Annotated in this window: 23 protein-coding genes and 6 tRNA genes; 3 read left to right on the top strand and 26 right to left on the bottom strand. The window is 37.3% G+C overall.

Annotation, left to right across the window (positions count from 1 at the left end; all coding sequences use genetic code 11):
• Positions 1-185 precede the first annotated feature (185 nt).
• The 8 genes from SOP96_RS14385 to SOP96_RS14420 all read right to left on the bottom strand — a co-directional run bounded on the left by SOP96_RS14385 (position 186) and on the right by SOP96_RS14420 (position 8,165).
• Complete coding sequence (locus SOP96_RS14385) at positions 186-1,223, bottom strand: TerC/Alx family metal homeostasis membrane protein (RefSeq protein ID WP_326321627.1); 1,038 nt, start codon at positions 1,221-1,223, stop codon at positions 186-188.
• 156 nt (positions 1,224-1,379) lie between these two features.
• Entirely contained in the window at positions 1,380-1,991 is a 612-nt protein-coding gene (locus SOP96_RS14390) for a TerD family protein (RefSeq protein ID WP_326321628.1), read from the bottom strand.
• A gap of 112 nt (positions 1,992-2,103) precedes the next feature.
• On the bottom strand, positions 2,104-3,051 hold the full coding sequence (locus SOP96_RS14395; RefSeq protein WP_326321629.1) for a hypothetical protein: 948 nt from the start codon (positions 3,049-3,051) through the stop codon (positions 2,104-2,106).
• A gap of 15 nt (positions 3,052-3,066) precedes the next feature.
• A complete protein-coding gene (locus SOP96_RS14400) occupies positions 3,067-4,236 on the bottom strand; it encodes a toxic anion resistance protein (protein WP_326321630.1) in 1,170 nt (389 codons plus the stop codon).
• Positions 4,237-4,243: 7 nt separating this feature from the next.
• Entirely contained in the window at positions 4,244-4,798 is a 555-nt protein-coding gene (locus SOP96_RS14405) for a TerD family protein (protein WP_326321631.1), read from the bottom strand.
• Positions 4,788-5,612 carry a phosphoribosyltransferase family protein gene (locus SOP96_RS14410; protein WP_326321632.1) on the bottom strand — a complete coding sequence of 275 codons (825 nt, stop codon included), beginning with the start codon at positions 5,610-5,612 and terminating at the stop codon, positions 4,788-4,790. The genes SOP96_RS14405 and SOP96_RS14410 overlap by 11 nt, the downstream gene beginning before the upstream one ends.
• Before the next feature lie 3 nt (positions 5,613-5,615).
• Positions 5,616-6,290 carry an HAD family hydrolase gene (locus tag SOP96_RS14415; RefSeq protein WP_326321633.1) on the bottom strand — a complete coding sequence of 225 codons (675 nt, stop codon included), beginning with the start codon at positions 6,288-6,290 and terminating at the stop codon, positions 5,616-5,618.
• A gap of 336 nt (positions 6,291-6,626) precedes the next feature.
• On the bottom strand, positions 6,627-8,165 hold the full coding sequence (locus SOP96_RS14420; RefSeq protein ID WP_326321634.1) for a SulP family inorganic anion transporter: 1,539 nt from the start codon (positions 8,163-8,165) through the stop codon (positions 6,627-6,629).
• Positions 8,166-8,327: 162 nt separating this feature from the next.
• On the opposite strand from SOP96_RS14420, the gene SOP96_RS14425 reads away from it, so the two are divergent.
• Positions 8,328-8,777, top strand: a complete 450-nt coding sequence (locus tag SOP96_RS14425) for a VOC family protein (RefSeq protein WP_326321635.1) — start codon at positions 8,328-8,330, stop codon at positions 8,775-8,777.
• Positions 8,778-8,836: 59 nt separating this feature from the next.
• Here SOP96_RS14425 and SOP96_RS14430 read toward each other — a convergent pair whose 3' ends face one another.
• The 17 genes from SOP96_RS14430 to SOP96_RS14510 form a co-directional block, all read right to left on the bottom strand.
• A complete protein-coding gene (locus SOP96_RS14430; RefSeq protein WP_326321636.1) occupies positions 8,837-9,934 on the bottom strand; it encodes a slipin family protein in 1,098 nt (365 codons plus the stop codon).
• Between the two features lie 488 nt (positions 9,935-10,422).
• Positions 10,423-10,489: transfer RNA gene (locus SOP96_RS14435), tRNA-OTHER, on the bottom strand.
• A 279-nt stretch (positions 10,490-10,768) separates the two neighbouring features.
• On the bottom strand, positions 10,769-11,317 hold the full coding sequence (locus SOP96_RS14440; RefSeq protein ID WP_326321637.1) for a 3'-5' exonuclease: 549 nt from the start codon (positions 11,315-11,317) through the stop codon (positions 10,769-10,771).
• An 88-nt stretch (positions 11,318-11,405) separates the two neighbouring features.
• Positions 11,406-11,951: a 3'-5' exonuclease gene (locus tag SOP96_RS14445; protein WP_326321638.1), complete on the bottom strand. Its 546-nt coding sequence runs from the start codon at positions 11,949-11,951 to the stop codon at positions 11,406-11,408.
• 310 nt (positions 11,952-12,261) lie between these two features.
• Positions 12,262-12,747: a ribonuclease H-like YkuK family protein gene (locus SOP96_RS14450; protein WP_326321639.1), complete on the bottom strand. Its 486-nt coding sequence runs from the start codon at positions 12,745-12,747 to the stop codon at positions 12,262-12,264.
• 191 nt (positions 12,748-12,938) lie between these two features.
• Positions 12,939-13,011 (bottom strand) — tRNA-Gln (locus SOP96_RS14455).
• Between the two features lie 74 nt (positions 13,012-13,085).
• Positions 13,086-13,158 (bottom strand) — tRNA-Phe (locus SOP96_RS14460).
• A 644-nt stretch (positions 13,159-13,802) separates the two neighbouring features.
• Positions 13,803-13,873 (bottom strand) — tRNA-Asp (locus SOP96_RS14465).
• 74 nt (positions 13,874-13,947) lie between these two features.
• Positions 13,948-14,021: transfer RNA gene (locus SOP96_RS14470), tRNA-Lys, on the bottom strand.
• Positions 14,022-14,113: 92 nt separating this feature from the next.
• Positions 14,114-14,186: transfer RNA gene (locus SOP96_RS14475), tRNA-His, on the bottom strand.
• Positions 14,187-14,922: 736 nt separating this feature from the next.
• Positions 14,923-15,945 (bottom strand): tetratricopeptide repeat protein, encoded by a 1,023-nt coding sequence (locus SOP96_RS14480; RefSeq protein WP_326321640.1) that lies wholly within the window; start codon positions 15,943-15,945, stop codon positions 14,923-14,925.
• Positions 15,938-17,650 (bottom strand): APC family permease, encoded by a 1,713-nt coding sequence (locus SOP96_RS14485; protein ID WP_326321641.1) that lies wholly within the window; start codon positions 17,648-17,650, stop codon positions 15,938-15,940. Before SOP96_RS14485 ends, SOP96_RS14480 begins: the two co-directional genes overlap by 8 nt.
• Complete coding sequence (locus SOP96_RS14490) at positions 17,640-20,027, bottom strand: hypothetical protein (protein WP_326321642.1); 2,388 nt, start codon at positions 20,025-20,027, stop codon at positions 17,640-17,642. Before SOP96_RS14490 ends, SOP96_RS14485 begins: the two co-directional genes overlap by 11 nt.
• A complete protein-coding gene (locus tag SOP96_RS14495; RefSeq protein WP_326321643.1) occupies positions 20,018-20,761 on the bottom strand; it encodes a hypothetical protein in 744 nt (247 codons plus the stop codon). The genes SOP96_RS14490 and SOP96_RS14495 overlap by 10 nt, the downstream gene beginning before the upstream one ends.
• Positions 20,734-21,867, bottom strand: a complete 1,134-nt coding sequence (locus SOP96_RS14500; protein ID WP_326321644.1) for an AAA family ATPase — start codon at positions 21,865-21,867, stop codon at positions 20,734-20,736. The genes SOP96_RS14495 and SOP96_RS14500 overlap by 28 nt, the downstream gene beginning before the upstream one ends.
• An 80-nt stretch (positions 21,868-21,947) precedes the next feature.
• Positions 21,948-22,589: a hypothetical protein gene (locus SOP96_RS14505; protein WP_326321645.1), complete on the bottom strand. Its 642-nt coding sequence runs from the start codon at positions 22,587-22,589 to the stop codon at positions 21,948-21,950.
• 33 nt (positions 22,590-22,622) lie between these two features.
• On the bottom strand, positions 22,623-23,651 hold the full coding sequence (locus tag SOP96_RS14510) for a LacI family DNA-binding transcriptional regulator (protein WP_326321646.1): 1,029 nt from the start codon (positions 23,649-23,651) through the stop codon (positions 22,623-22,625).
• Between the two features lie 106 nt (positions 23,652-23,757).
• Here SOP96_RS14510 and SOP96_RS14515 point away from each other — a divergent pair, with 106 nt between their 5' ends.
• A complete protein-coding gene (locus SOP96_RS14515; RefSeq protein WP_326321647.1) occupies positions 23,758-24,477 on the top strand; it encodes a DUF434 domain-containing protein in 720 nt (239 codons plus the stop codon).
• 148 nt (positions 24,478-24,625) lie between these two features.
• Here SOP96_RS14515 and deoD read toward each other — a convergent pair whose 3' ends face one another.
• Complete coding sequence (gene deoD / locus SOP96_RS14520) at positions 24,626-25,336, bottom strand: purine-nucleoside phosphorylase (protein WP_326321648.1); 711 nt, start codon at positions 25,334-25,336, stop codon at positions 24,626-24,628.
• Positions 25,337-25,838: 502 nt separating this feature from the next.
• Here deoD and SOP96_RS14525 point away from each other — a divergent pair.
• Positions 25,839-26,285 (top strand): hypothetical protein, encoded by a 447-nt coding sequence (locus SOP96_RS14525; RefSeq protein ID WP_326321649.1) that lies wholly within the window; start codon positions 25,839-25,841, stop codon positions 26,283-26,285.
• Positions 26,286-26,421 lie beyond the last annotated feature (136 nt).

Below are 26,421 nucleotides of genomic sequence, written 5' to 3' on the forward strand. Positions count from 1 at the left end.
GCGGCAAAGACACAGCCGAAACCCCATTACTGGAAAAAGCAAGTAGCGAGAGCCGGAAGAAGCTCCCCCGATAAAATAAAAGCGGAGGGCTGGAGAATGGGAGGAGGTTTGTGAGGGTGTGAGTTCTCAAACAGAAAAGGCTCTACATAATGTAAAGCCTTTCTATTTGTTATAATGATAGATTATTATTCTTCAATTTTTTCTTTCTGTTTTTTGTCAGGGAAGATAACGGATAAAATGACTGAGATTATCAAAACTCCTCCAACAATTCCTAAGGAAACAGGAGACGGAATATGAACCCATGGTGCAATAAGCATCTTCACTCCGATAAAAGACAGAATTACTGCCAATCCGTAAGGTAGTTTGCTGAACATATGGATAAAATTCGCCAACAGGAAATAGAGTGATCTCAAACCTAAAATTGCAAATATATTGGATGTATAAAGGATAAACGGATCATTCGAGATGGCAAATATTGCCGGAATGGAATCTACGGCAAAAAGCACATCGGTAAATTCGATAACGGCAACAACTACCAAAAGCGGAGTTGCCATTTTCACACCGTTCTGGACGGTAAAGAATTTATCGCCTACGTAATTATCAGAAACCTTCCAGAATCTTTTAATTAGTCTAGCTCCTGCTGTATTGCTGTAATCTTCTTCTTCGCCATCGTCTCCGTCGCCCCAGGATTTGATTCCTGCATAAACCAGGAATAATCCGAATAAGGTCATTACGATATTAATTTTCACCGGGTGCCCGAAGATATTCATCTCAGGAAGGTACGTAAGGTTGATTAATCCCACACCGGCAAAAATGAAAATTGCCCTGAAGATGAGCGCCCCGATAATTCCCCAAAAAAGTACTTTATGGTGAAGGTATTTCGGAACTTTGAAAAATCCGAACACCAGGATGAATACAAACAGGTTATCCACCGAAAGTGCCTTTTCAATCCAGTAAGCAGCCTGATACTGCGTGAATTTTTCTATGGCGAGCTCATGGCTTCCGGGACCTAAATCTGAATTGTACACCCAGTACACAACTCCCGAAAACACCATAGACAGCGAGATCCAGACAATTGACCAGATGGTGGCTTCTTTGGAAGAAACTTCATGACTTTTTTTGTTGAAAACTCCCAAGTCCAGGAGTAACATGATAACTACCGTTACCGCAAATCCCCAAACCAGACCGGGATGAAGATCTAAAATGCTAGTATTTTGTCCCACTTTTTAATGTGTGTTGTTAAATGATAAAAAGCAATAGCTGTACGAATACAAATATTGCTGTTTAATTTTATTATATTTTTTCGAATTTATATTCATTAGGTTTTGGCCAAGCCTAGGTTAATAAGCGGGCTTCAGCCCGCTCCCGTTGAATTCAAATTACAGATATTTTTGCTTTACCGTTTCAATGGTTTCCTGCAGTTTTTTGTCTTTTGTAGGATCTCCGATAGCATTGAATTTCCACTCATTGTTTCGTTTATAGAAAACGCCCATCACCATAGCAACATGGCCTTTGAAAGAAATATCATTAGCGATATCGTATTTTGCAAAAACTTCTCTCACATTGGTAGGAGTTCCTTCATAAATCCTGATTGACGCAAAAGGAATTGTCCCGAAGTCCTGACCTTTGTAGCTGTTCAGAACAAGGGCAACATGTTCTACATTTGCATCAAGATTACTGAAATCTATGGTAATCACTTCGTTATCCAGTCCGTCATCACCATTTACGTCTCCTGTAAGGTCGTCTCCGCTATGTCTTACCGCACCGTTTTTAGATTTAAGGTTTCCGAAATAAATTACTTCCGTAGCATTTTTGTTGGAATCGTATAAAATACAGCTCCCATCCAGGTCTACTGCCTCGCGTGAAGTTCCGCCGAAGAAACTTTTTTTCTCAATTGCACCCCAGTTTATCCCTACACATGCTTGTGTAAGTGTGGTTCCGTTTTCCTTGGTAAGGTTTATCCGTTGACCTTTTTGTAAGTTAATAGCCATCTTTTTATGTTTAATTTTGTTTGTATTCTTAAATTGTATTATCAAAAATCATGAATACTTTATAAAATATTCAATATTACGATAATATAATCCTTTGTTTTATGATTTTATTCTAATTATTTAAATTTAAATTCAGCATTGCACGAAGGATGTTGGTCTCTTCGTTGATGTCAAACATTTTGCTCATGACATCCGTATTTTCAAGATTTTTAATATAATCTTTTAAGACTGAAATTACCTGTTCCGGCAATGTCCTTTTTCTTTCTGCCATCGCTTCTTCGAGATCCTCGTTCTTTTTTTTGAGCTGGTTAATAATCACCCCGTGGTTTGACTCGTTGGGAGCCTTGTTTAATTTTTCCATTTTTTTAGGATCTGCTAAATACATTTTTTGTTTTTCAATATCAAAGATGAAAAAATCTTCTGACTGGAAAATTTTAAACAGCTCATATTCATTCCCGGAAACGGCATAACCGCATACGAAACGAACTTTAAAGTTTTGAATATTAAGCCTTCCTAATAATTTTCTTTCAATTTTGTAATCCTGATATTGATAAGCAGGAAACGAGCCGGTTGTAAGCAATTCTTCATCAACTTCCGATCTGTAGAATTCTGCAGCATATTTTTTATAGAAATATAAAACATTGTCCCAACTTACGGTATAGTTATTTTCCGTAAGGTCCTGATATACGTGTTTCAGGTGACGGGAGAAATTTCCGCTGTATATTTTCCGGTCTGTCTCGAAGCCGTCTTCGTGTTTTTCTTCAAACCCTGCGATATATTTTCTGTTGATTTCTATTTCATTGATTACCGCCAGCATATCATTCTCCTTCTGCTTTTTTATTTTCGTCAGAAGTTCAATGAGACTGTCGGTGTACTGAAGGTGAAACAATTCCAGCTTGCTGTAATCCAAACCTTTATTTTCCTGAAAAAGATTATGAATGATATCCGTCTTAATGTAAATGGAAATGATATCAACATTTTCAAAAAAATTAGCAAGAAGCTTAAGTTTCGTTAATCTTCTTTTACTTTGAGATAATATGTTTAAAGCATCATCATTCACCTTTGTATAATGCTACTATCCTCTTACGTTTGCTTTCAGTTCGTGTTCCAGCGTCATCAGATCCTGATCCAGCTTTCTTCTTCCTTCTGCACCCTGTTTCTGAATTTGTTTTACCTCGTTTAATGTATTGATTAATTTCGACGTTGTTTCTCGCAATGTTTCAATAGATACAACAGTTTGTTCGTTGGCTCTGGCAACATTGATTGAGTTCTGGCCGAGACGTTCTGCATTTTTCCTCAAAATTTCTTCTGTTGTGGAAGAAACTTTTTGCTGAATTTCAATATTCTGTTGCTGTCTGTACATGGCAACAGCTAAGGAAAGCTGATTTTTCCAAAGCGGAAGCGTGGTTGTAAGAATAGTCTGTGCTTTTTCGGCAATCGATACGTTATTATTCTGAACAAGCCTGATTTGCGGAAGCGACTGCATCATAATAAGGCGAACCACCTTCAGATCGGCTAATCTTCGGTCTAATCTTGCAATAAAATCTCTTTTATCGGCAATCTGGTAATCCTGATAATTCTGCGGCGCAGCTTCCATTGCAGCAAGTTCTGTCGCTGCTTTTTCCATTCTTAGGTTTCCGGCAATTACCAGTTCTTCAATTTGTTTTATCGCATTGACGTTACTTTCGAAAATCGTCTGCAATACGGCGTTATCCTTTGTTGATGTAATAATTCCTGCATTGACTTTATATGAAATCTGATCGATATTGCTGATGATCTTGTCGTATTTAGCGAACAAATTCTCAATCTGCGTCATTACATTTTTCATGAATGGCAATTTGCTTAAAAAGCTTTTGAATTTATTCTGATTAAGCTCTTCAACATCAACGTAATTCAGCTCAACCAGTAAATTATTGATGAGTTCGCCGACTTCACCTGAATTGGAGCGTCTCACATTTCCTAAGAAGCTGTCACTCTGGTTCGACAAAGTTCTCTGAAGATCTGCCCCGAAATTCACAATGGAACCCGGATTGGTTTCATCAATAGAATTTGCAAGAACTTCGTATTTCTGACGTTCTTCTGATGGCAATTGAGTAAGATTTACATTCCCTTCCCTGTCCACAAGCGGAGCGGGAGGTGTACTTTGTGCCTGAGCCGGCGGAGGATCCATCGGGGTAGGCTCAAATGTTTTTAATGGTTCGATTGATCCCAGCGGATCTATAGGTTGATTAGGTTGGTTATCCATGATACAATTATTGGTACATTTCTACAAATTTTTCAAGGCCTTCTCGCTGTCCGCTCCCAACGGCTTCAAATTTCCATTCGCCGTTTCTGTTGTAGATTCTTCCGAATTCTACTGCTGTTTCGATGGAGAAATCTTCGTCAAGCTCGTATTTTAAAATTTCTTCGTTGGTATCTGTATTGAAAATTCTGATGAAAGAATTTCTCACCTGCCCGAAGTTTTGTCTTCTGGCATCTGCCTCGTGAATCGTTACCACAACAGTGATTTCTTTCACGGCCGGATCAATTTTTGTAAGATCGATTTTAATCTGCTCATCATCTCCTGCACCATCCCCGGTTAAATTATCACCGGAATGAATTACTGCTTTATCAGGAGATTCCAGATTATTGTAAAAAATAAAGTGATTATCAGAAACCAGTTTTTTATCTTCTCCCAACAAAAATAAGGATGCATCGAGGTCAAAAGCCGTTCCCGTAGAGGTATTGTTGATATCCCATCCTAAACCTACGGTGAATTTTGGTGCGTTTATATTTTCTCTTTGTCCTTTCTGTAAGTTAATAGCCATAATAGAGTTCAGTTTGTGTTAAAGTGTTAATATTGTTTTCGTATTCTTTTATTAAATGATAATTGTTGCTGATCGCCAGTTCCAGCAGGTGATCCATCTGTTCTTTTTTTACTTTAGACGAAAGATAGTCAAAATTACCTGAATCCAGGCTTAAAATATATTTTACCACCCTGGTATTGAACTGAAAACTTGGCTTCATCATTACTTCTGCGATATGTTCTGCATTTTTCACTGCATAATAATTAAAATAGTTTTCAATTTTCGGGTCAAGGTCGAAATTCATCAGTTCAGCATAATACATGAACAAAAAATCTGCCTCAACCTGATATTCGTCCAGAATTTTATTGACGGTAAATTCGTGGCTTCCTGTTATTTTGATATCGTCTATAAAAATACAAAGTTTTCCTCTAAGAAAATCCTTATCAAGATAATAAGTATCGTTGGCAATAAGATTTTTACGGTCTTCAAAACTTAAATTCCCGTAATCTGTCGTATAGGTATGGTTCCGGTTGATTTTTGACAGGATGCTTGACCTTTTTCCTTTTTGGAACAGATAAAAATCCAGGTGCTTTTTGAAGTAAAAGCATAAAAAATTGGAAGCGGTGGGAATTGCCATGTACGGACTTGGTAAAACTACAATTTCTTTATCTGTATTTAATATATTCTCATGAGCTGAAATAAATCCATCAAACAGTTCTTTGGCAAATTTTGCAGCGTACGATCTGTCGCCAAACTTGAAATAGCTGTATTCCTCCGGCGAAAAAGTGAATTCTTCCGCAGAATGGATATGGTGTAAGCTGTATCTTTTGTTCATAATTTATATTTTTGGTGAAAGTAAGTGTGCATTGAAACCGAAATCTTTTGCCCCTTTATAATCTGCGATGGGATTGTCTCCGATATGCAGGATCTGGTTTAAATTCAAATCCTGGTTTTTAAGCAGGTTTTTTACTTCCTGAAATATTTTCGGATCGGGTTTCGAGCAGTTGGCTTCGTCAGAATAAATATGGAAATCAATATACTGATCAAGGTTTTTATTCATGAGGAATTTTCTCATGGTTTTTCCTTTGATAAATCCTGTATTGCTCAGGATATTAATTGTTTTTCCCTGATTTTTAATTTCCTCAAAAAACTCATGTAAATTTTCGAAAATGATAATAGGCTGATATTCCAGAAAAAGGGCTTCGCTTTTTTGATAGAACTCATTCAGCTGATCTTTATTGATTTGCTTCAGATCAACTTTCAGCGCATGTAAAATGAGCAGATATATTTCAAAAGTGTCTACATTTCCTCCAATTACCTCATTAATAGAATTGCAAAGGTCATCATAATATTTTATGGCTTTCGCAACTTCATCAATCGGCTTTTTTACTTCAAAAAATGAAGAGAACAGCTCAACTCTTTTTGCTTTAAATTCAGGGTGAGATTTTATTAAGGTAAGCCACAGATCAAAGGAAAAATGTGAATGATTATGGATGTCTATATCTGTTTTCAAAACGGTTTAGTTAAAAGTTTATTTAGCTTGTTTCCTGAAAAAAGATGTCAGTTAAGTTACATTAATTCTTGTCTTCAATTCTTCTTCTGATTTCAATTTAATCCAAAGATAAAATTTTTAAATTAATGGGTAAATATTGTGCGGTGTTTTAAGAAATTTTTATGATTTCTCATAAGGTGGCATAGAAATTATCCTTATGATTTTCAGAATATTTTTATTTCCTACAGATTGTACAGATTTGCGTAAATGTTGGATATTTCTAAACTTCCATCATCACTTCCAACTTCCAGCCTCAAAATCTTCTCAAATACTCAAACTCTACAACCCAAAAACTTTCTATTTTTCCGGCATTACTTTATACGTTGGATCATCCTGAACATTGACTTCAATCACTGCTTCAGCATTTTTCAGCATTTTCCGGCAGTCTTCGCTTAAGTGTTTTAAATGCAACTCTTTATTTCGTTCTGCATATTTTTTAGATAACTTGTCTAAAGCATCGATGGCACTCATGTCCACAATCCTGCTTTCCCTGAAATCAACGATTACCTGATCGGGATCATTGGCAGGATCGAATTTATCTATAAAAGTTGTAACTGAACCAAAGAACAGCGGGCCTGAAATCTGATAGTATTTAATTCCGTTTTCATCCGTATATTTTCTGGCACGGATTCTTCTGGCATTATCCCAGGCAAAAACCAATGCTGAAATAACGACACCTACCAATACGGCAAGCGCAAGATTATGCAATATAATGGTAATTAAAGCAACTGTAATACCCACAAAAATATCAGATTTCGGCATTTTGTTGACAATCCTGATAGAAACCCACTGGAAAGTACTGATAGCAACCATCATCATAACTCCAACCAGTGCAGCCATCGGAATTTTTTCAATAAACGGAGCCCCAACTAAAATAATGATTAAAATAGTAACGGATGCAATAATTCCCGAAAGCCTTGCCCGGGAACCAGCGTTTAGGTTTACCAAAGTCTGGGCAACCATCGCACAGCCTCCCATTCCTCCGAAAAACCCATTGGTTATATTTGCCAGTCCTTGTGCTACGGATTCTTTATTGGCATTTCCTTTTGTATTGGTGATTTCATCCACCATGGATAAGGTGAGAAGAGATTCTATTAGTCCAACTCCTGCCATCACAAGAGCATATGGAAAAATAATCTGTAAAGTTTCGAGTGAAAAAGGAAGATTTGGAATATGAAAGTGCGGAAGATTTCCGCTGATGCTTGCGATATCGGCCACAGTTTTTGTATGAATTCCAAAACCTGCAGCAATTCCGAAGACCACAATAATGGCAACAAGAGAAGCCGGCACCACTTTTGTAATCTTCGGAAAAAGGTAAACGATAGCAATGGTAAGCAAAGTAAGACCCAGCATGATGTATAATGCTGTTCCCTGAAGCCAGCTGCTAATTCCATTTTCATTTACGATCTTAAACTGCTCTACCTGCGCCATAAAAATGATAACGGCAAGACCATTTAAAAACCCATACATTACAGGCTGCGGAATTAGTCTTACAAATTTTCCCCACTTAAAAATTCCAACCAGCATTTGAAATATCCCGGCAAGAACTACGGTGGTCAAAAGATATTCTACGCCATGCGTTTTAATCAAAGCAATGAGAACTACAATGGTAGCGCCCGCTCCACCGGAAACCATTCCGGGACGGCCGCCGAAAACAGCGGTAACCAATCCCATCATAAAGGCTGCATAGAGACCGGTGAGCGGTGAAAGTCCGGCCAGAATTGCAAAAGAAAGTGACTCTGGAATCATGGTCATAGCGACCGTAAAACCGGCAAGCAATTCGTTTTTATAATTTATTTTCTGTGAGAAATCGAATAAAGCAGCGGTATTTTTCATTTGGCAGCAAAGGTAGTTACTACAAAACCTCTATCCAATAGCATGCTATGATTGATTCTGATAAAAATTAAATTTATCTATCGTTGATTTTCTTTTAAGAAATGGTTTAGAATGAAGTTTTGCAAATTTGTTTCATAGTTTTGCTTCATCAAAATTAAAATCATGATTAAAGGATTATATGAAACACATATCCAGGTAAGTGATCTTGAAAATGCCACTAATTTTTACACGAAAGTTTTAGGTTTAAAATTTGCTCACAAGGATGAAAACCGCCGGATCGCTTTTTTATGGGTAGGAAAAGATAAAGAATTCATGTTGGGACTTTGGGAACAGAAAGAAGACCTGCAAACCCGGCATTTTGCTTTTACCGCTGACAAAGAAGATATTCTGAATTATTCTGCTGAATTTCTCAAGAATAAAGATTTAACCCCCTACAACTTTCTGAAAAACGGAAATGAAAAACCCATGGTTTTTGCCTGGATGCCGGCTTTAGCCATTTATTTTAATGATCCCGATGGAAACCAGCTGGAACTGATCTCTATTCTGGAAGGCGACGGAAAACCGGAGCTGGGCGTTCTTTCCTACGAAGAATGGCTGGAAAAGGCTTCATAATAAAAAGCGATCCCGGCTTTGCTTTCGCAAAGCTGGGATCTATAAAGACAGGTATTAGTTTATCGGGCAAAAATCTCTTTCAGCTGGGAAACAATATTGGTGTTTCCGGATACGGTAATATCTCCGATTTTATCGGCAATTTTCTCCATATATTCCATTTCTTTCAGCTTCCAGAGCACTTCATTTTCTTCCATAAGCTTGGCGGTGTTCAGCAAACTTCTTGTGGAAGCCGTTTCTTCACGTCTCATGATGGTATTGGCCTGGGCTTTCTTTTCAGCAATGAGAACCTGGTTCATGATTTCTTTCATTTCACCTGTTAAAATCACATCCCGGATTCCCGCATCAGCGGCTTTTAAACCTAAACCTTCAGCTTTATTCCCAAGATTCTGAAGAATTTCTTTTCCTACCGAATCTTTTTTCACCAGCAGTTCATCGAGGGTTAATGCGCCCACAAATTCTCTTAGCGCCAACTGCATAAGAATATACAATTGCTTATCATATTCTTTATTTTCCATTAAGGCTTTTACAATATTTTCCACCTGGAAACGCACGTAAAAATTAATTCTTAACATCGCTTTGTCCTTCGTAAGCAATTCCTGACCTGCAATTTCCATTTGCTGCATTCTGGTGTCAATGGCTTTTACCTCTACAGAAGTTTCATTATTCCAGAAATAGTATGTTCCTGCTTCTAAAACACGATCCAGCTTTCCATCGATCAGCAAAAGGCCTTTATACTGATTGGTGATAACAAATTTTCTTACAAAGCTCTTGAGCTTTACATTTTCCAGGATTGTTTTAGAAATATTTTCGGTAACTTCCACTTTCATTAAATCAATTTTCTGGAATTCTCTGTTGAAAACACCTTTCCAGAAAGCGTACTGTCCTACGTTCAATACTTCTTTGAAAATCCCGTTTTCATAAACAAGAACAATTTCACCGTCTTTTACCTCAACAACTTCCAGCATGGCTTTTAATCCCTCGTTTTTCAGCAAAAGGTTAAGATCAACATTGGTTTTAAACAAAGTTTTCATATCATAAATCTCTACAGATTTATTCCCGAACATCCAGAAACTTCCTTCTTTCAGGATGTCGATCAGGTTTCTATTTTTGAAAACGAGGCCTCTCTCGTATGCTTTAATGTGTACATTTTTTATCATGATTTTATTTTTAATAGTTATTATTTAATAAAAGGAAATCCGTGATCTCTTCTTCCGAAAAAATGCGGAAGCAAAGCGTTTAACAAAAAAATCCACTGACTTCAAACTCAATTTTCAGATTCATCCTGAAATTCAGATCTTGGGCGTGTCCCTCGCAGCAGCATTTCCCTGCAGCCCGGGTTGCTACGTTCACTTCTATCTTTTTGCAAACAAAAAGGATATCCGTTACCATCGCTCACGCAAAAGACCGTCATTTCAGCATTGGTCTGAAGATAATAAGCTCTTCAATACCGTTTCAATTTTAGAAAACTTCTTTTCTTACAGGCTTTTTCAGAGTGCTGATTCAACAACCGAAAACATCCCGGATTTTCCAGTGCGGATATTTTTGATGAGAATACCCGAAACTCGCGAAAAAATAGATTTTGAGTCTATTTTAACCTACATTAAAAGTGTAGAGCGTATACCAATTCCGCCATACCAATCTCAATTGGCAGTGGGACTCGAACCCACACGTTAAATAATGCTATTACTCTAACCGGACTGAGTTATATTCCCTTGTAGGAAATAGAAGGATTCGAACCTCCGACCCATAGCGCATGGTAGAAGTTTTTGGAAACTCCTGAAACCTTCAGGTCAAGCTGAACAGAAAGAAATCATGTTTCTCAACAAAACCTTCTGCAATAGTGATATACCGAAACACTCAACAAGACCTGCCTGATATTTTGACTAAAATCTGTCTTTCAAAATTTTAGTTTGTTTTATTTGATGATGCAAAGTAAAATTCTTATTACGCAGTGTTTTTGCGTACAAAAAATTATTTTCATTTAATGTACATTATTGCTGTAAGCACCAGTGTAAAATCTTAGCAATATTTTTCGCATCATCTACTCCTCTGTGGTGGGTTCCTTCAAGTTTTAGGTTCAGCTCGCCTAAAGCTCTTGCCATCCCTACGCTTTTTCGCACAGTAGGATGCAGTTCCCCGAATAAGGTCTTTACATTGATATGATCATCACTTAACGGATAATCCACACAAAACCTTCTCGACTGGCTCTGAAGCATATTCAGATCGTAATTCCCGTAACTTGCCCAGGTAAGCTCTTCAGAATCGTATTCTGCTCTGAGAATATCCAACGCATCTTCCAGTAAAACTCCTTCATCCTCCAGCATTTGCTGCGTAATAGAAGTTAGTTCCGTACAGAAAGGACTCACTTTCGAGTATTGAGGTTTCACTAAAATTCCCTCATTTTTGGAAATCTTTCCGGTTTTTGCATTCATAAGGCAAACCCCGATTTCTATGATTTCACTTTCCTGACCTCTTGGCGGCCGGTCTTCCCAACATGTGGCTTCGAGGTCTATAATTAATATATTGTCTGTTGTTTTCATTTGTTTAAAAAATTTAATTGTTAATGGATAGAAGATGGATGTGGAAAAATGGAAGTTTTGCGGTGCGCAATTTACTTCCAGCTTAGATTCACCTCAAAATTTCTCTCAAAACTCTGGCTGCATTGTAAGCATCATCCGCTCCGTTGTGATGGTTGCCTTCAAAATCCATATTCAGGGCTTTCAACGCTCTTTTCAGGCCCATCATTTTATATAATCCGTTGTAGGCTTTGAAACGGTGCATGATGTTGATATAATTTCCGGAAAAAGGATTTTCGATACCGAGATAATCACACTGCTCCATGATCTGTTCTTTATCAAAGTCTCCAAAGCCAGCCCAGGTAAGTTGAGCTGAATGATATTCATCCCTTATTTTTTCGCAGGCTTCTTCAAAATAAATTCCTTTTTCTTCGATCAGTTTAGGCGTTATTCCAGTAAGATCCGTACAAAATTTGTTGATTTTAGATCTTTCCGGAATGACATAGATGCTCTGTTTTTTGGAAATTGCTTTGTTAGTTCTGTCTAATTCACAAATTCCTATTTCTATAATATCGGGTTTCTGTCCGGCAGGAATTCTGTCGTTTTCCCAACAGGTAGCCTCCAGATCAATGATTATGATTTCATTGGTTGTTTTCATAATTTTGATTTTTAGGATGGAAGCAGGCAGGTGGAAGTTTTACAGCATGAAAATGCTTCCAACCTCTTGCTTCTGCATCCCAACTTTCTAATTTCTCGGTGCAAATGGCGGTGTCCACTTTTTCTTCTTCATAAGTTCTATCTTTTGATGAGTCCGCTGTGAAAATATATTGGGTTTCATTATTTTAATTTTTATCTTTTTTCTATTTAAACCTAACAGGTTTTGAAAACCTGTTAGGTTTCTGAAAGCTTTAAAATAAGTGTAGAAAGTTAAAAAATTACAATCTCTATACATCTCGCTTCCTGCTTTATCACACCATCATATCTGCACAATTTGAGCTTGCGAATGCATGAGGTTTTGCTTTAAATACATATCCCATTCCGAGAATATATCCCATCGCATCTTTCAAAGCAACGTTGGATTTGAAATCCGGATCGGTATTAATGTCTGCGTGTACCTCCATTTCCACTCCGTAAGCATCCAGCACTGCACAGATTGTATAAGCAATTTCTACGGATTTGTTCACCTCTTTCAGCATGCGCTCTTTGATACTGATAGTCTGTATCTCTCTTTCTTTTCTGATAAAGGTAAACGCTCCTTTTCCCTCACGAATAAAGACGACTGCCGTAGCATAATTAATAGCATCCCCGTAAACATGGGAGTCTGATCCCACACATACTTTCAGCCGGTGTCCATTTGCCTGTTCGCGGATGATGGCTTCTTCTACCAGCTCTGTGATAGATTTTTGGAAAATTTTTCCGTTCATGTTATGCCATACTTGTTGTTGCGTTTCCATTTTTTCTACATGTTTTTTGTTTTGTTTTTGTTTAAATATTTGTTTTAACGCAAAATGCGCAATTTTTTTTTCCCCTATCTGTTTTTAAGTTCACAAAATAAAGTTTCGCCGATTCTAACGATCAATTATAAATTGAGGCAAAGGCGTTTCACTCAGCTAAGAAAACAGAGTTTTTTCAATACAAATCTTCGTTGATTCATCAGGACTCGAACCTGAACAACAAGAGTCAAAGCCTTGTGTGCTGACCAATTACACCATGAATCAGTTTCATTAGTAATGAGTAATTTTTTTAAGCATAATTCATTACTTATTGAACATTACTTATTACTTATATCCTGCGGAACAGACAGGAATCGAACCTGTACCTTTAGTTTTTCAGACTAACGTGCAGACCTGCTACACCACTCTTCCAAGTTCATGATTAGTAAACATGAAATTCTTTCTTGTGAAGAAGAACAAAGCCTGTCTTAATTTTTTGTTGATAAGAACTTCTGCGCTTTGACAGACTTTATTTCTTCGGAACTCATCTCATTTTAGTTATTTGAGATGGCTATGGGGTTGTTCATAACCATTTTTATTCTTTTTTTATCTGAATTCACGAATGCTTCGCATTTCAAACCCACTCAGCTTACGCAACGGTTTTGCAGACCGCCCCGACTCTTCCACTTCGGCGAACCATCATTTTTATGAATAATCAATATTGGGTAATGAGCGCTTTTCTCCTATTGTGATTATTCTATAAATTTTCTAAAAATAAAGTCTGTCTTAATTTTTGTTTGATGTAAGAACTCCTTCGCTTTGACAAACTTTATTTGATCTAAAATTTATATCATGTTTAAAACTTTCATTATCACGCTTCAAAACGAGTTGAGAAAAAGCCTGTCTATAGGTTATGTGTTTTTTTAGCTTAAAGATCTTCTGCTCTCGACAAGCCTTTTCTTTTCTCTTTTGAAACAATTTTTAATATGAATAGGCAATTGTCAATTCGCATTGCATGTCAATTTTAAATTCAATTACAAACTAAAATTCACCATTGGCCATTCATTATTTTTTTGCGGTCTATGCGAGAATCGAACTCGCAGTACCCGAGAGACAGTCGGGAAGGTTACCATTACCTCAATAGACCTTGTAAGTAAATTAATTGTCATTTGTGTTACTATCAATTAAAACTTCACTTATCATCTTGATACTTCATTTCTGTAATCCCAGAAGGATTTGAACCTTCAACCCCCGGTTTAAAAGACCGGAGCTCTAACCAATTGAGCTATGAGATTGGTTTTAGTGTGAATGTCAGCGGTCAATTCGCTTTGCTTGTCAATCTAATTCACGTACGAAGTAAAATTCACTATTAACCATTCACATTTTTTGGGTATCTCCGGGAATCGAACCCTGTTCTCCGGTGCCACAAACCGGCGCTTTACCAATAAGCCAGAGAAACCATACATAAAAAAAGCACCTCTTTTCGGGAGGCGCTTTATATTTCAGGACGTGTCAGTATATTAGCTGACCCATTTATATAAGCACCTTTTTATTACAAATTCGTTATCAAGCAGATTCATACAAGCATATCCCTGTCCCATCGGTTTTGCCCAGTGTTGTAAACTTGATATGTTATGTAATTGTTTCATTGTATCTTGTTATTTAAATATTTTTTTGAATACTGAAAACCTGCTGCTTTCAATTTTCGGTTGCAAAGTAAATATGATTTTTTTTAACACGCAAATTTATTTTTAAATTAAATATTTGAAAATCAATAAATTACATTCAATATTTAGAATAGAAAATTTCTGTCCGCAATAGCTTGCAGATGTGTATAATACCTAAATGACTGTCTCTCACCGGTTTATTGATCACGCTTTATTTTCTTATTAATGGTTCATTGTTGATTAAAAAATTTTCACTTTTATGGTTAATTTTTTTTCATTCTAAATAATTTCTCTCCTAAAAACACAAAAAACGCCCCGAAAATCGAGGCGTTGCTATACTATTTGATAAAATTTTTACGGGTTTACAGTAAACAATTTTCAAAGAAAGCATATTTCGCCTCATTCAACATTATCCATTCATATCCAAACGATCCCTTTACCATAGGGCGATCGCATAGATTTAAACTGATATGTGCTCTTTGTATTGTCATAATTTTGTTGCAGCAAAGATAAATGTTTTTTTGAAATTTTAATTTCTAAACATTTTATTCCTCCCTGTTTTATACCTCGAAATATCTTTTAAGATCACCTCATCATCCGGATTGAAGTGCTTTAATTCATTCACGATTTCAGAATGGATAATCACTTTTTCTGCAATGATTTCATATGCAATATTTCTTATCGTCCCCTGAAGCAACGGATCTTTTTTAAATTCATATTTCATAGCTTCCAGATAAATGATTTTTTTATCCGAAGGTATTCTTTGATACAATTCCCTGATTTCTTTTTCAAGATTTTTAGCATCAAAGATGTTCGCAAAATAATTATTCAGGCAATTGAATGCATCTTTATTTTCTTCCCATCCTTTCAGCAAAATTTTCTGGGCTTCTTCGGGCAGTTCCATTTTTTTACGGTAGATCAGTGAGCCTTTTACAATCTGATTGTTATTAACATAATCATCTACCACCATTTGATAATAACTGTTTGCATTTTCAGGATCATTTATTTGCCTGTACAGATCTCCAACTTTTTCTTTGTGTTCAAGTTCTTTATAAAGCTCTATTGCTTTTCTGTATTGTTTTGCCTGTTCATAGCAATAAGCTGCCTGAGATTTGTTATTCAGTTTTTTAAGGTAAATAACTGCTGCTTCATTGTAAAGTCTACCCTCTTCCAGTATCTTTGCTCCACGGTAATGATCGCGAAGAAGGTTGATATATACTTTGGCAGCTTTCTGATAATTGTTTTCACGGATATAACTTTTAGCAAGTTCCTCGTATTTATTTCTGATCTTATCAAAAAGAGAGTTTTCTACATAAAAGTTTCCACCGCCTACATTACCTCTCCTTCCGTTTGTATTGTTTTGTTTTTCTTTATCTTCCAGTCGGGTAATAACAATAAAAATGATAAAAGCCACAATAATAAAGATCACAAGGGTTCCTACAACACTCCAGAAACTCTTATGAAAAAGCTGCGCTAATATGGCGATGATTTTAATGATCACCAGAATAAAAAACGCTGCACTGAACTTGTTGATAAATTTCTGGCTATTCATCTTTGTCTGATTTTAAAATGGTTTTATCTTCGCTGAACAAACGGTACAGCAGCACAACAACACAGATAATAACAATCCACACAAACCAGTTGTAGCCGAACATTTCAATCAGCGGATAGAAGATATAGGCTAACATGCCGACAAGTACAATGATGAGAAAGATTTTGATATCTCCCGGAACATTCTGTCCTCCCACATTTAACGATCTTTTTTTGACGATAAAATTATAAAGCCCTACAACGCCGGTCATGAAGATAATGAGCCAGATGATTTCCGAGAAAGAAATATCATTTTTCACATAAGGTTCTTTCTTTTCAGATGTTGCTCCCATTTTCCCTTCATTTTGAATTGCAGGCGGTTGAGGATATTCTTTTGTACCATAAAGCCGTCCCAATGAATCTTCAATAAGAACCTGTTTCTTTTTCCAGATGCTTTTTACAATTCCTTTGTCTGCAGGTTTTCCCGAACTTATTTTTTGTAATGAATCTGCGATTTTGTTTTTATATTTTTCTTCGTTTTGGGCTAAATATTTTACAATCTTTTTAGTATAAATTGTTTTTAATGAATCTTTGGATTTATCAATTTTGGCATTTATATTCATCAGATCATTGCTGATTTCCTTAGGATCGCGCTTTCCTTGTTTTTTATATTCTTCAATTTTATTTTTATCGCGGGAAATATAAGCACCGACTGCATTACTATATTCTTCAGCAATTTCATTTCTTTTCCTTCCATACATCGAATCAATTTTCATATCAACATCGGTAACTCCGGACTGATAGGCTACGGCAGGTTTCATCAAATCTTTATTACCCTCCGAAATTTTCCCTGATGACACCACAGATTGGTTTTCTACAGGTTTCTCTTTGTTGAGGTGTACAAATAATCTTACCAAACCCATTATAATCAGGACTACCCAAAATACCCAACGGTAATTTTGAGAATATGAAGAGTTTCCACCTCCGAATATATTGCCGCCAAACAATTTTCCAAGCCAGGAATTTCCAAACTTGAATTTCGCAAAGCCATCACCTCTGGAAGTTCCCATCACGTCCAGCGGAATACCCAGTTCAACGGCTCTGTCGGGATATTTTTCAATGTATTTTAAATATTTTTCAACTTCCTTTTTATTGCCTTTCATTACTTTCTGAAGATCGAAAGGAAGGTTTTTCATCCATTCTTCTTCGTTTTGCGGCTTTTGCAGAGCTTCGAGGATCTTTTCATCATCCATTTCTACCGTATAGCTCTCAATGTTCTTAGGAATTTTTACTCCGTTTAATGGTTTGCTGATGGTATTTCCGGATGGTTTCGGAGCCTGAATGATCGAAAGCCAATCAATCTCTTCGTTCAATTTTACCAATCCGAATTCAGGATGCATAATTAAAAACTCAGAATCAATATTTTGCCAGTCTTCCGGAGTTATTTTGGGATAAAAGTCTGTATTTTCAGGAATGAAAAGCGTATGATCAACACACTGAAAATAAGAATTTTTTCCAATTTCTCCAGGAGTCGTGTGCTGAAAAATCAAAAAACATCCGTACAGCACATTCGGTTCGGCGGAAGGAATGGGAAAAGACCGGACTTCATGTAAATCTATGGCTAATAGTTCCATTTCATACAGCCATACGAAAGGCGAAGAACCTTTAATCAAAAGTCCTTTTTTAGGATAATTATTCTTCGGAAAAGGTTTTATTTTAAGTTCCATATTCCAGAATATGTTTTATAAATGCTTCCATGTACTGCGTATACATTTCTTCCATTTCCTTTATTTTGAGTTTATTTTCCTTAGGCAGATAATATTCCGAGCCTCCGAAATCTGTTTCTGTTCCCAAAGCCAAATATCCGTATTCTGTAGAAGGCAGATAAAAAACAGGTATATTTTTGTTACTGCTTTTGAAAGTAAGCATTCCGCGGGAATCGGTGATGATTTCACTTCCGTCTTCAAAGCTGAACACATTTTTATTCTGGCTGGCCATGACTTCAATATCCGCAAAGTTTTTTGCAAAGGCATAAAGATTGTCCCCATGTGCTGTCATTGCATATTTTGAAATCACCAATTCTTCATCGCTGTTTATTCCTATTTTACTGAAATTATTAAAAATTTTAATGCCGCTGTTGTATAACTTTTTAATTTCGGATTCTACTTTTCCATGACTTTTATAAATTAACTGATCATTTACAACATATTCTAATGAAATGGCACCTTCTATATTAATGCAGGGAATCATTTTGCTTTCCTCATTAAATAAATAAAAATATTTTCCGAAATAAATAAGCCTGTGTCCGTTTGGAATATTCTTTCCTGATATATTTAATTCAGAATATTCTCTGGTAATCAGATTTAATGTGGAAATCAGTTTTTTATCGGGTTGATACTGGCATAAAATAAATTCCTGTTGCTTATTTCGTGCTAAGGCAAACTGTCCTTTCGGTTTTACAGAAATATCTTCAATGAGAACTTCACATCCATGCTGGATTTTATGATTATTGTAATGCTCCCTGTTGTAATAATTATCAGATAAATAGGTTCTTAACAATTGTTTTTTATTGCTTAAAATATAGAACTCGCCTTCATACAGAAAAGTGGCAATTTTATTGGCCGGCGTTGGAAACAGAATCGGATAATTTAAAGGAACAGCCGCTTTTTTACCGCCAGACGAAGGGTTGTTTTGTCTGCCTCTTTTTCCCTGCGGCGGATTAGCCCATACCTCCTTCAGCGGAAGCATAATTTTCTGGATATGCTTTCGTGTTCCTTTGTGATGTTTGTAAAAATTCAGTTCTCCCTCTGATGATGTGGTCACCAGAAATTTCAGCCGGTCCCTGTTGTCATGAATAACTTTCTGTAATTTCTGATGCTCTAAATTTTCATGATGGGTAATGAAAAAAACTTCAAGGTCTTTTTCTTTATGATCCTTTTCAAAAAACTTTTCCAATCCTTGGGAAACCTCCAATACCGGACTTACCAGATTGAGATTTTCAATAACATGCTCTACTTTATTCAGGGAAATTTCAAGGCCAGCCTCCCCTAATGTCATAACCTTACATTCCGAATGTGCTTTCGGGTGTTTGATAACTGCAATGGCTGATGCAAAAGCTAATACTTTCGGCGTTCCCCAGTTTTTCAGGGAAGTATCGATAAGAATGATTCTTTCAAAAACATTTTCTTCGGGTGGGATTTCACGCTGAATATACAACGCTTCATTGTTGGCAACACGGTTCATAAAAATTTCATCTTCATTGGCAAATTCAGAGAGAAGCATCCTGTTAAAATCACCTTTATTACTCATATCGGAAATCCCTCCGATGGGTTGTTCCCCGGGTGAAAGATGACGCATCGGGATCTTAAGGCCGCTCCAGATTCTTTTGATCAGGCTTCCTACCTGAAAGGTTTTGGGCTCATCAATTAATTCCTGAATGAAATCTTTTCCGGTTTCCACCGTTGTTTCTTCTTCCAATACCTCATCTTCCAGTTCCGGAACTTCCACAATTCCTTTCATTGCCTGAATGATAGACTCTGTGGTACGAAATTTTTCGCTTATATTGATTAAATTCCCAATGTCATCCACTGCAAAAAGCATTGAACGATAAGTTATTTTTTGGGCACATTCCGCAATTTTATATGGTCTTTTGGCGAATCTTTTCAGTATTAAATCTGCACTTCCCGATGAAGTCCGGTTATGAGAACTTTTAAAAAGTGTCTGAAGCAGATTGATTTTATTTTGTCCTGTTTTATAAATTCGTGGTAATCTGTTGATGTTTTCTAAAAGCGTTATAACCTGGTCTGTATTTCTTAACCTTGAGCTTTTTTCTATCTTTTTTAAATAAAATGAAATACCGTCTAAGTTCAGGTAGCCGTCCTGTGAAGCGTAAAGCACCAATAGCAGCGATCCGAAAGGCGGAAAACCGTATGGCTGCAATTCCTTCAGAACTTCAATAATATAAGGCCTGTAAGCGATTGCACCTACATTCGGGATGGTAATAAGATTGTATTCGTTGTAACCAGACGGATCCGGAACGTCTTCATCCGTCGTCCATTCCCAGAAGTAATTTTCGTAGGATTGGAAGTATTCGTTCAGTTCCATTCTTTTGCTTTTTCAGTAAGGCGAAATGAGCTTGCGGACAATTTCCGGAAATCACTCTTATTAATTACTGTAACACTTGCGTCTTCATTCCACAAAAGCCATTGGTCAAGCGCTGCATTGTATTTTCTCTGAAGTAAAGAGCTCATGTTTTTAAATTCAAAATCAAAACCGGCAGGCAGCAGATGCCCGTTGCTTTCCCAAAACGTTTTCCCGGGAAAGCTTAATAATGGGTTTCCTAAGAATAATGCCTTATCATCAATCATTATCCAGCTTATTTTTTCAAGCCTGAAGAATGGCTGGGCGATGATGAAATCTTTCATTTCTCCCACAGAGCTTAATAATGCAAATGCAGGATGTTCTTCTTCACTGGGTTTTAAAGTAACTTTAACTTTTTCATCAATTCCGAAAAAATTATTGTTTGATTGCGGAAGCGTTAATCTCAATGCTTTATCAATTGTTGTCCAAAGTAGGGCTGTTCTTACTTTTTTGCTCGGAACCAGTGCATTTTTACGGAATAATAATCCGTCCCGAAGTTCGTACAATATGAAGTTGGGCAATTGCTGGATTTCCGGTGAAGCTGCCTGTTCTCCGGTAAAGCCTTTCATCCAGATCACATCTTGTTCCGGTGCAACCTGAACATTTTGCCAGTCGCGGATGGAGCCTAAATATTCTTCATCTTTCCGTGGAATTTCCGCCCAGAATTCTTTTATATGCTCTGAAGTATCTTTTGCCATAGACTTTCGATTTCCTGTTGTACATACTGTTTCTGTTCCGGATTCCTGATCCAATCACAACGGCTCTGAAGGTATCTTAGCTTATCTTTAATTACATTCTGCTCTTCAAAGCTCAATGTTCCGCTGTTCCATTTTTCGACTAATATTTTCACATCTTTCATAACTTCTTCCGGATCCGGCGTTTTATTTTTCAGGGCCTGCGGATGAGAGTTCGGATGATCTTCTTTTTCAATAGTGCGGTTGATAATACCTTCCAGAATTTCAATCTGTTCTTCGGTATCCCAAATGTGCTTCAATACCCAAAGATCTGAAAGAATGGCTTCATTTCTTCCGCAAATAAGCGCACTTGCAGCAATAAGATTCTGCATTTTCACGGCTCTTCGGTCGGATATTGCAATTCCCGTATTTCTAAGGCTGATAATGATGTTAAGGTATACTTCGTAGATGGGTTTTAAATCAACCGTTCTGCAGAGGTTCTGCAATTCTTTTATTTCGTGGGAAAGAATTTCCGGTATTTCGGTTTCACTGTTATTTTCAAGTTTTCTTCCGGCTAAAAGCACCTGCTGAAGAAGGTCAGGATGTACATAATCTACATTAACCCTGATGAGGAACCGGTCGAATAATGCGTTCAAAGCTTCATCTTCGGGAAGCATATTGCTTGCCCCTACGAACATGAGCGCAGGAAGATGCTTTGTTTCTTTTCCTCTTTTAAAAATTTTCTCATTCAAAGCCATCAGCAGCGAGTTCAAAATGGCGGAATTGGCATTGAAGATTTCGTCCAGAAAAACCATGGAAGCTTCGGGCATCATGCCTTCGGTGTTGGTTAGTAATTCTCCTTCTTTTAATTTTCTGATATCAAAAGGGCCGAAAATTTCGTTTGGTTCGGTAAAGCGAGTGAGAAGATATTCGAAGTTTTTGCCATCTTTTACCGCCTTTGCTAATGTTCTTACAATGGCAGACTTTGCTGTTCCGGGCGGGCCGTACAAGAAGGCATTTTCTCTTGCCAGCAAACAAATTCCTAATAAATCTATAACGTCATCTTTTCCTACAAAAGTGTCTTTTACATAGCGAAGTACATGATTTAGTTTTTCTATATTTTGATTCATCTATATATTTTTTTATTCTTTAACGCAAATACACTAAGGTTTTTTATATACCGGCTGTTTTTTAAGTTCGCAGGGTTTATTTATTCGGGTATCGTTTTTAGTTCTTTCCAGAATAAATCTTTGTGCAATCCAAATTCAGCGAGCAGCAACTGATTAATGTAAGGGATTTCTGCAAGTTGGTAAGATTTATTTTCAACAACCCTTTCAAGATATAATTTCCGGTATGTTTTGTCTTGTAATTCTTCTTCCCAGTTGATATTCAGCAATTCAATATCATGACCAATTGATGAATAATGAAATTGTTGAAGGATATTTTCCAGCATTTTAATTAAGGGATCTTCCGGATCTGCGTTTTGTAATGCAGAAACAATCTGCGGTAAAAACCGTAGGGATAAATCTGCTGATAATAGGGCAGAAACATCTCTTTTACCCTTATAATCGGGTACCAGATGATGAAGATCTTTGGAAGTATCTTTCCTGACAAGATAAAGCTGCGCACTGTGATACAGCACCTGAGCCGCCCATACCGAAGCTTCTTTATCGAAGCTAATGTCCTGAGATAAAAATTCCAGCCGTTCTTTTTCAAATTCAGATTCTAAGTACTCTGCAGCATCCTGTATTTCTTTTCCGGATATCTCATGAAGATCCGTGAAAATTGTGATGCATTCTTCTTTCCGAAGAAGAAATAGAGTATCTAAAAAGGGAAATTTGGATGGCATCATATCTAATGATTTGCGAAATAAACGAAGGCAAGATTATTTTCTCCTGGAAGATTTCCTGATGTATAGCTGAGGAGCCAGTACCACTTTCTTTTCCGTGGAAATACCGGAGCCGTTTTCTTTTACGCTTTCCAGGAAAACCTGCCCGGCCATTTTCCCCATCATTACGGGAGTCTGGTCGACAGAACTTATCGGCAGCTCCATAAACTGGGTAAAAGGTTCGTTGGAAAAACCAATCACTGCAACTTCCTGTGGAATTTTTATTTTCCTCTTTTTCAGTTCCTGGCAGGCTCCCAATGCAGCAAAATCACTGGCAGAAAAGATGGCATCCGGAACAGATTTTCTGTCCCAAAGCTTTTTAATTGCTTCAATTCCTTCTTCAATGGAACTTCCGGTCATGATGATATTTTCTTCTTTTACCTGAAAATGATGATCCTTTAAAGCCTGCTTATAGCCATTTAATCGATTCTGGTAAATTTCAAGATTAAGATCTCCCGAAAAATGGCAGATATTTTTATACCCTTCTTTGATGAGGTGTTCTGTGGCCATATAGCCACCACGGTAATCATCAATAGTTACGGTACTGATCCCGGAAATATCTTTTTTACGGTCGAAAAAAATGATGGGAGTATTTGTTGTATCCAGTATATTCCTGATATGCGCTGTATCAATGGTTGTTCTTGAAACCGACATGAAGATTCCGTCAACCTGCGCATTCAGTAAGGTGTTGAGATGCCTTTTTTCAATATTGACATCCTCATGGCTCTGGCAGATGATGACGTGGTACCCGAATGGAGAAAGCTCTTCTTCAATTCCGCGGATGACAGAGGAAAAGAAATTGGTATTCACAAACGGAACGATGATGCCAACGTTTTTGGTTTCCCCGCTTTTTAAAGCTTTGGCCAGATTGTTCTGCTTATAATTCATCTCCTTCGCTGTTTTGTTCACCAGGTCTTTTGTGGCCTGGCTTATTCTGGGATGATTGTTCAGCGCTCTCGAAACAGTTGCCACACTTACGTTAAGCTTCTTCGAAATATCATAGATGGTGGCACTTTTTTTATTCATACATGTTTTTAGTTATATCTCTAAACAAATGTGCATTAGTGACGTAAATTTAATCAAATTCTGTCTACCGGAAAGGAAATGTAAGCATTTTATATTACATTTGAACATGAACAACAGAAACCGCGGTAAAAATACTTCCGACGACAGCTTATTCGGGTCAGAGAAGCAGGTTGAAATACTCAAAATGGCGGTTGAGGATATGCATTATTTACTTTCGCGAGCGTATCCCGAAAAAGCGTCTTTCGAACTGGCAGGAAATCGTTACCGACTGAAAATAAGGCAGATTCAGGCAATACGGGGAGCATCCGCATCACAGCAACAGCTGCTGAACAGAAAAGCTAAAGAAATTACCGTTGAAGAACTTCGGGGAAAAACCGCGTATATTGACGGATTTAATGTGCTTATCCTTTTGGAAAGCCTGCTGTCCGGGGCTTATATTTTTGAAGGGCTGGACGGATGCTTCCGTGATCTTTCCGGAGTTCACGGGACATATAAAAGGGTAAACCAGACATTTCCGTCTTTGGAGCTGGTGGCTGATTTCTTTCAGCAATGCAATATCGGTAAACTATGCTGGATTTTTGACAGGCCGGTTTCCAACAGCGGAAGAATCTGCCAGCTGATTTCTGAATTTGCCAACGAACGGGAGCTTGATTGGGAAACCTCACTGGAATTTAATCCCGACCAGTTTTTAGCGGAATGTGGAGAAATTATTATTTCTTCCGATGCATGGATTCTGGATCATTGCAAAAAGTGGTTCAACCTTATCCGCTACCTGATCGATAAAGAAAATCTCAATACCTATATCATTCAATTTTCTTTACCCTAAAAAATGTCATTCTGAATAAATGAAGAATCTCAACAACTTAGTTGGGAAGATTCTTCGTTACTCAGAACGACAAATTCAAATATTTTACCTTTTGAGACCGCTTTCTTGTTGCAAGCCATTGTCTCGAAATATTTCTACTGATTTGTTTTTACAGACTTTTCAATGCAGATTCCAAAGCGAGTTCCATCATCGGTTTCAGTGCTCTTTCTCTTTCGTCAGCGGAGATCTTTTCGTGGGTTGGGATGATGTCTGTCACCGTAAGGATGGTTGCTGCATTTTTTCCTAAATGTTTTGCATTGGCAAATAAACCGAACGCTTCCATTTCCACAGCCGGACAATTATATTTTGTGGCAATTGCCGGTACGGCAGGATCTTTCCTGTAAAAAATATCGCTGCTGTGCACGTTAATGGATTTTGTTTTCAGGGAAAGTTGTTCTGCTGTCTGATTAATGGTATTGTAAATAGCACCCTGATGCGGAAGGATTTCATCTTCTATTTCCCAGGCGTATTTTGCATACGTACTTTCACTGGCGGCATTATCGACATTTAAAATATCGAAAAGCTGAAGATCGGTATTGTATGCGCCACAGGTTCCGATTCGGATGATGGTATCCACTTCATACTCCGTGAATAGCTCGAAAGAATAGATCCCGATGCTCGGAAAGCCCATTCCGCTTGCTCCAACGGTGATCTCCTTTCCTTTATACAAGCCCGTATAATAAAATATGCCTCTCGTTTTGCTTACCAATTCTGCATTTTCAAGATATTTTTCGGCGATAAACTGCGCACGAAGCGGATCTCCCGGCTGCAACACGACTTTGGCTATTTGTCCTTTTTCTGCACTGATGTGAATACTCATAGTTTTATTTTCAATGGACAAAGATAATAAGAAAATATTTTGGGATGATTTATTTTAAGTGTGGCAAGAGTGATTTTGAATGATGATGACAGCGAATATAGATTTAGGCTAAAGCCAATTGTTTCCTTTACTATTAAACGGGCTAAAGCCCGTTCCTATTGATGCTAATAGGAGCCGCATTATCAAAAAACACGATGTTGCGGATTTGTAATCCTTGAATTTTATATGTTGCTTTTAGCATGGATTGCAAATCTGAATCTTTCATGATTTACTCTGTTTTAACCACCCCGTCTTAATTTTCCCTGAAAATTAATCCACCCCTCCGAGGGAGGTGAATTTAAAAACACTAACCATTTACGCATTGATTCCCCTCCTTTGGAGGGGTGGCGAAAATTCGAAGAATTTTTGACGGGATGGTTTATTTTTATAGCTTTATGAAAGTATAGCCTAACTGCTATTGGCATGATGATCATGCTAATGTCAGATACTAAAAAATATAGAAATGGATAACGATACACCAAAGACGATACCTGAACTTGAACACTGGATGAAAGAACATTGTTTTAATTTCAACAGTTATTCCATCAACGGAAATCCTATTTATGAAGGGTTGGGAATTGAACAATCCGGCCACCATTTTACCTGGTATTATATGGAGCGTGGACAAAAGAAGGTTCTGGAAACCTTCAACACAGAAGCAGAAATCGTCGAATATGCTTTTAACCAAATTAAGTCCGACAAATGGGCAAAGACGCATTGTATCGGTTTTTCTGCTGACATTGGTAAAATCACCGACCTGAAAAATACATTAGTCCAAATGAACATCGAATATTTTGAAGACAATATTCCGTATTACGGCAGTGAAAGACCAGTGTATCGGGTATTTGTTTTAGGTTGTGATATCCTGAAAACGGAACATTTAAAAAAGAAATATTGGACGGAGAAATAATGTTTCCTGCAGAGGTTTTGGCTAAAGCCGACCATAACATCTCATCATTAAACGGGCTAAAGCCCGTTCCTACCGATGCTAACTGCAAAATTTCATGATGATTTGTGAAAAAATTCATTTCGCCGATGCGAACATC

Source organism: Chryseobacterium salviniae (assembly GCF_035819015.1).
Classification (GTDB): domain Bacteria; phylum Bacteroidota; class Bacteroidia; order Flavobacteriales; family Weeksellaceae; genus Chryseobacterium; species Chryseobacterium salviniae.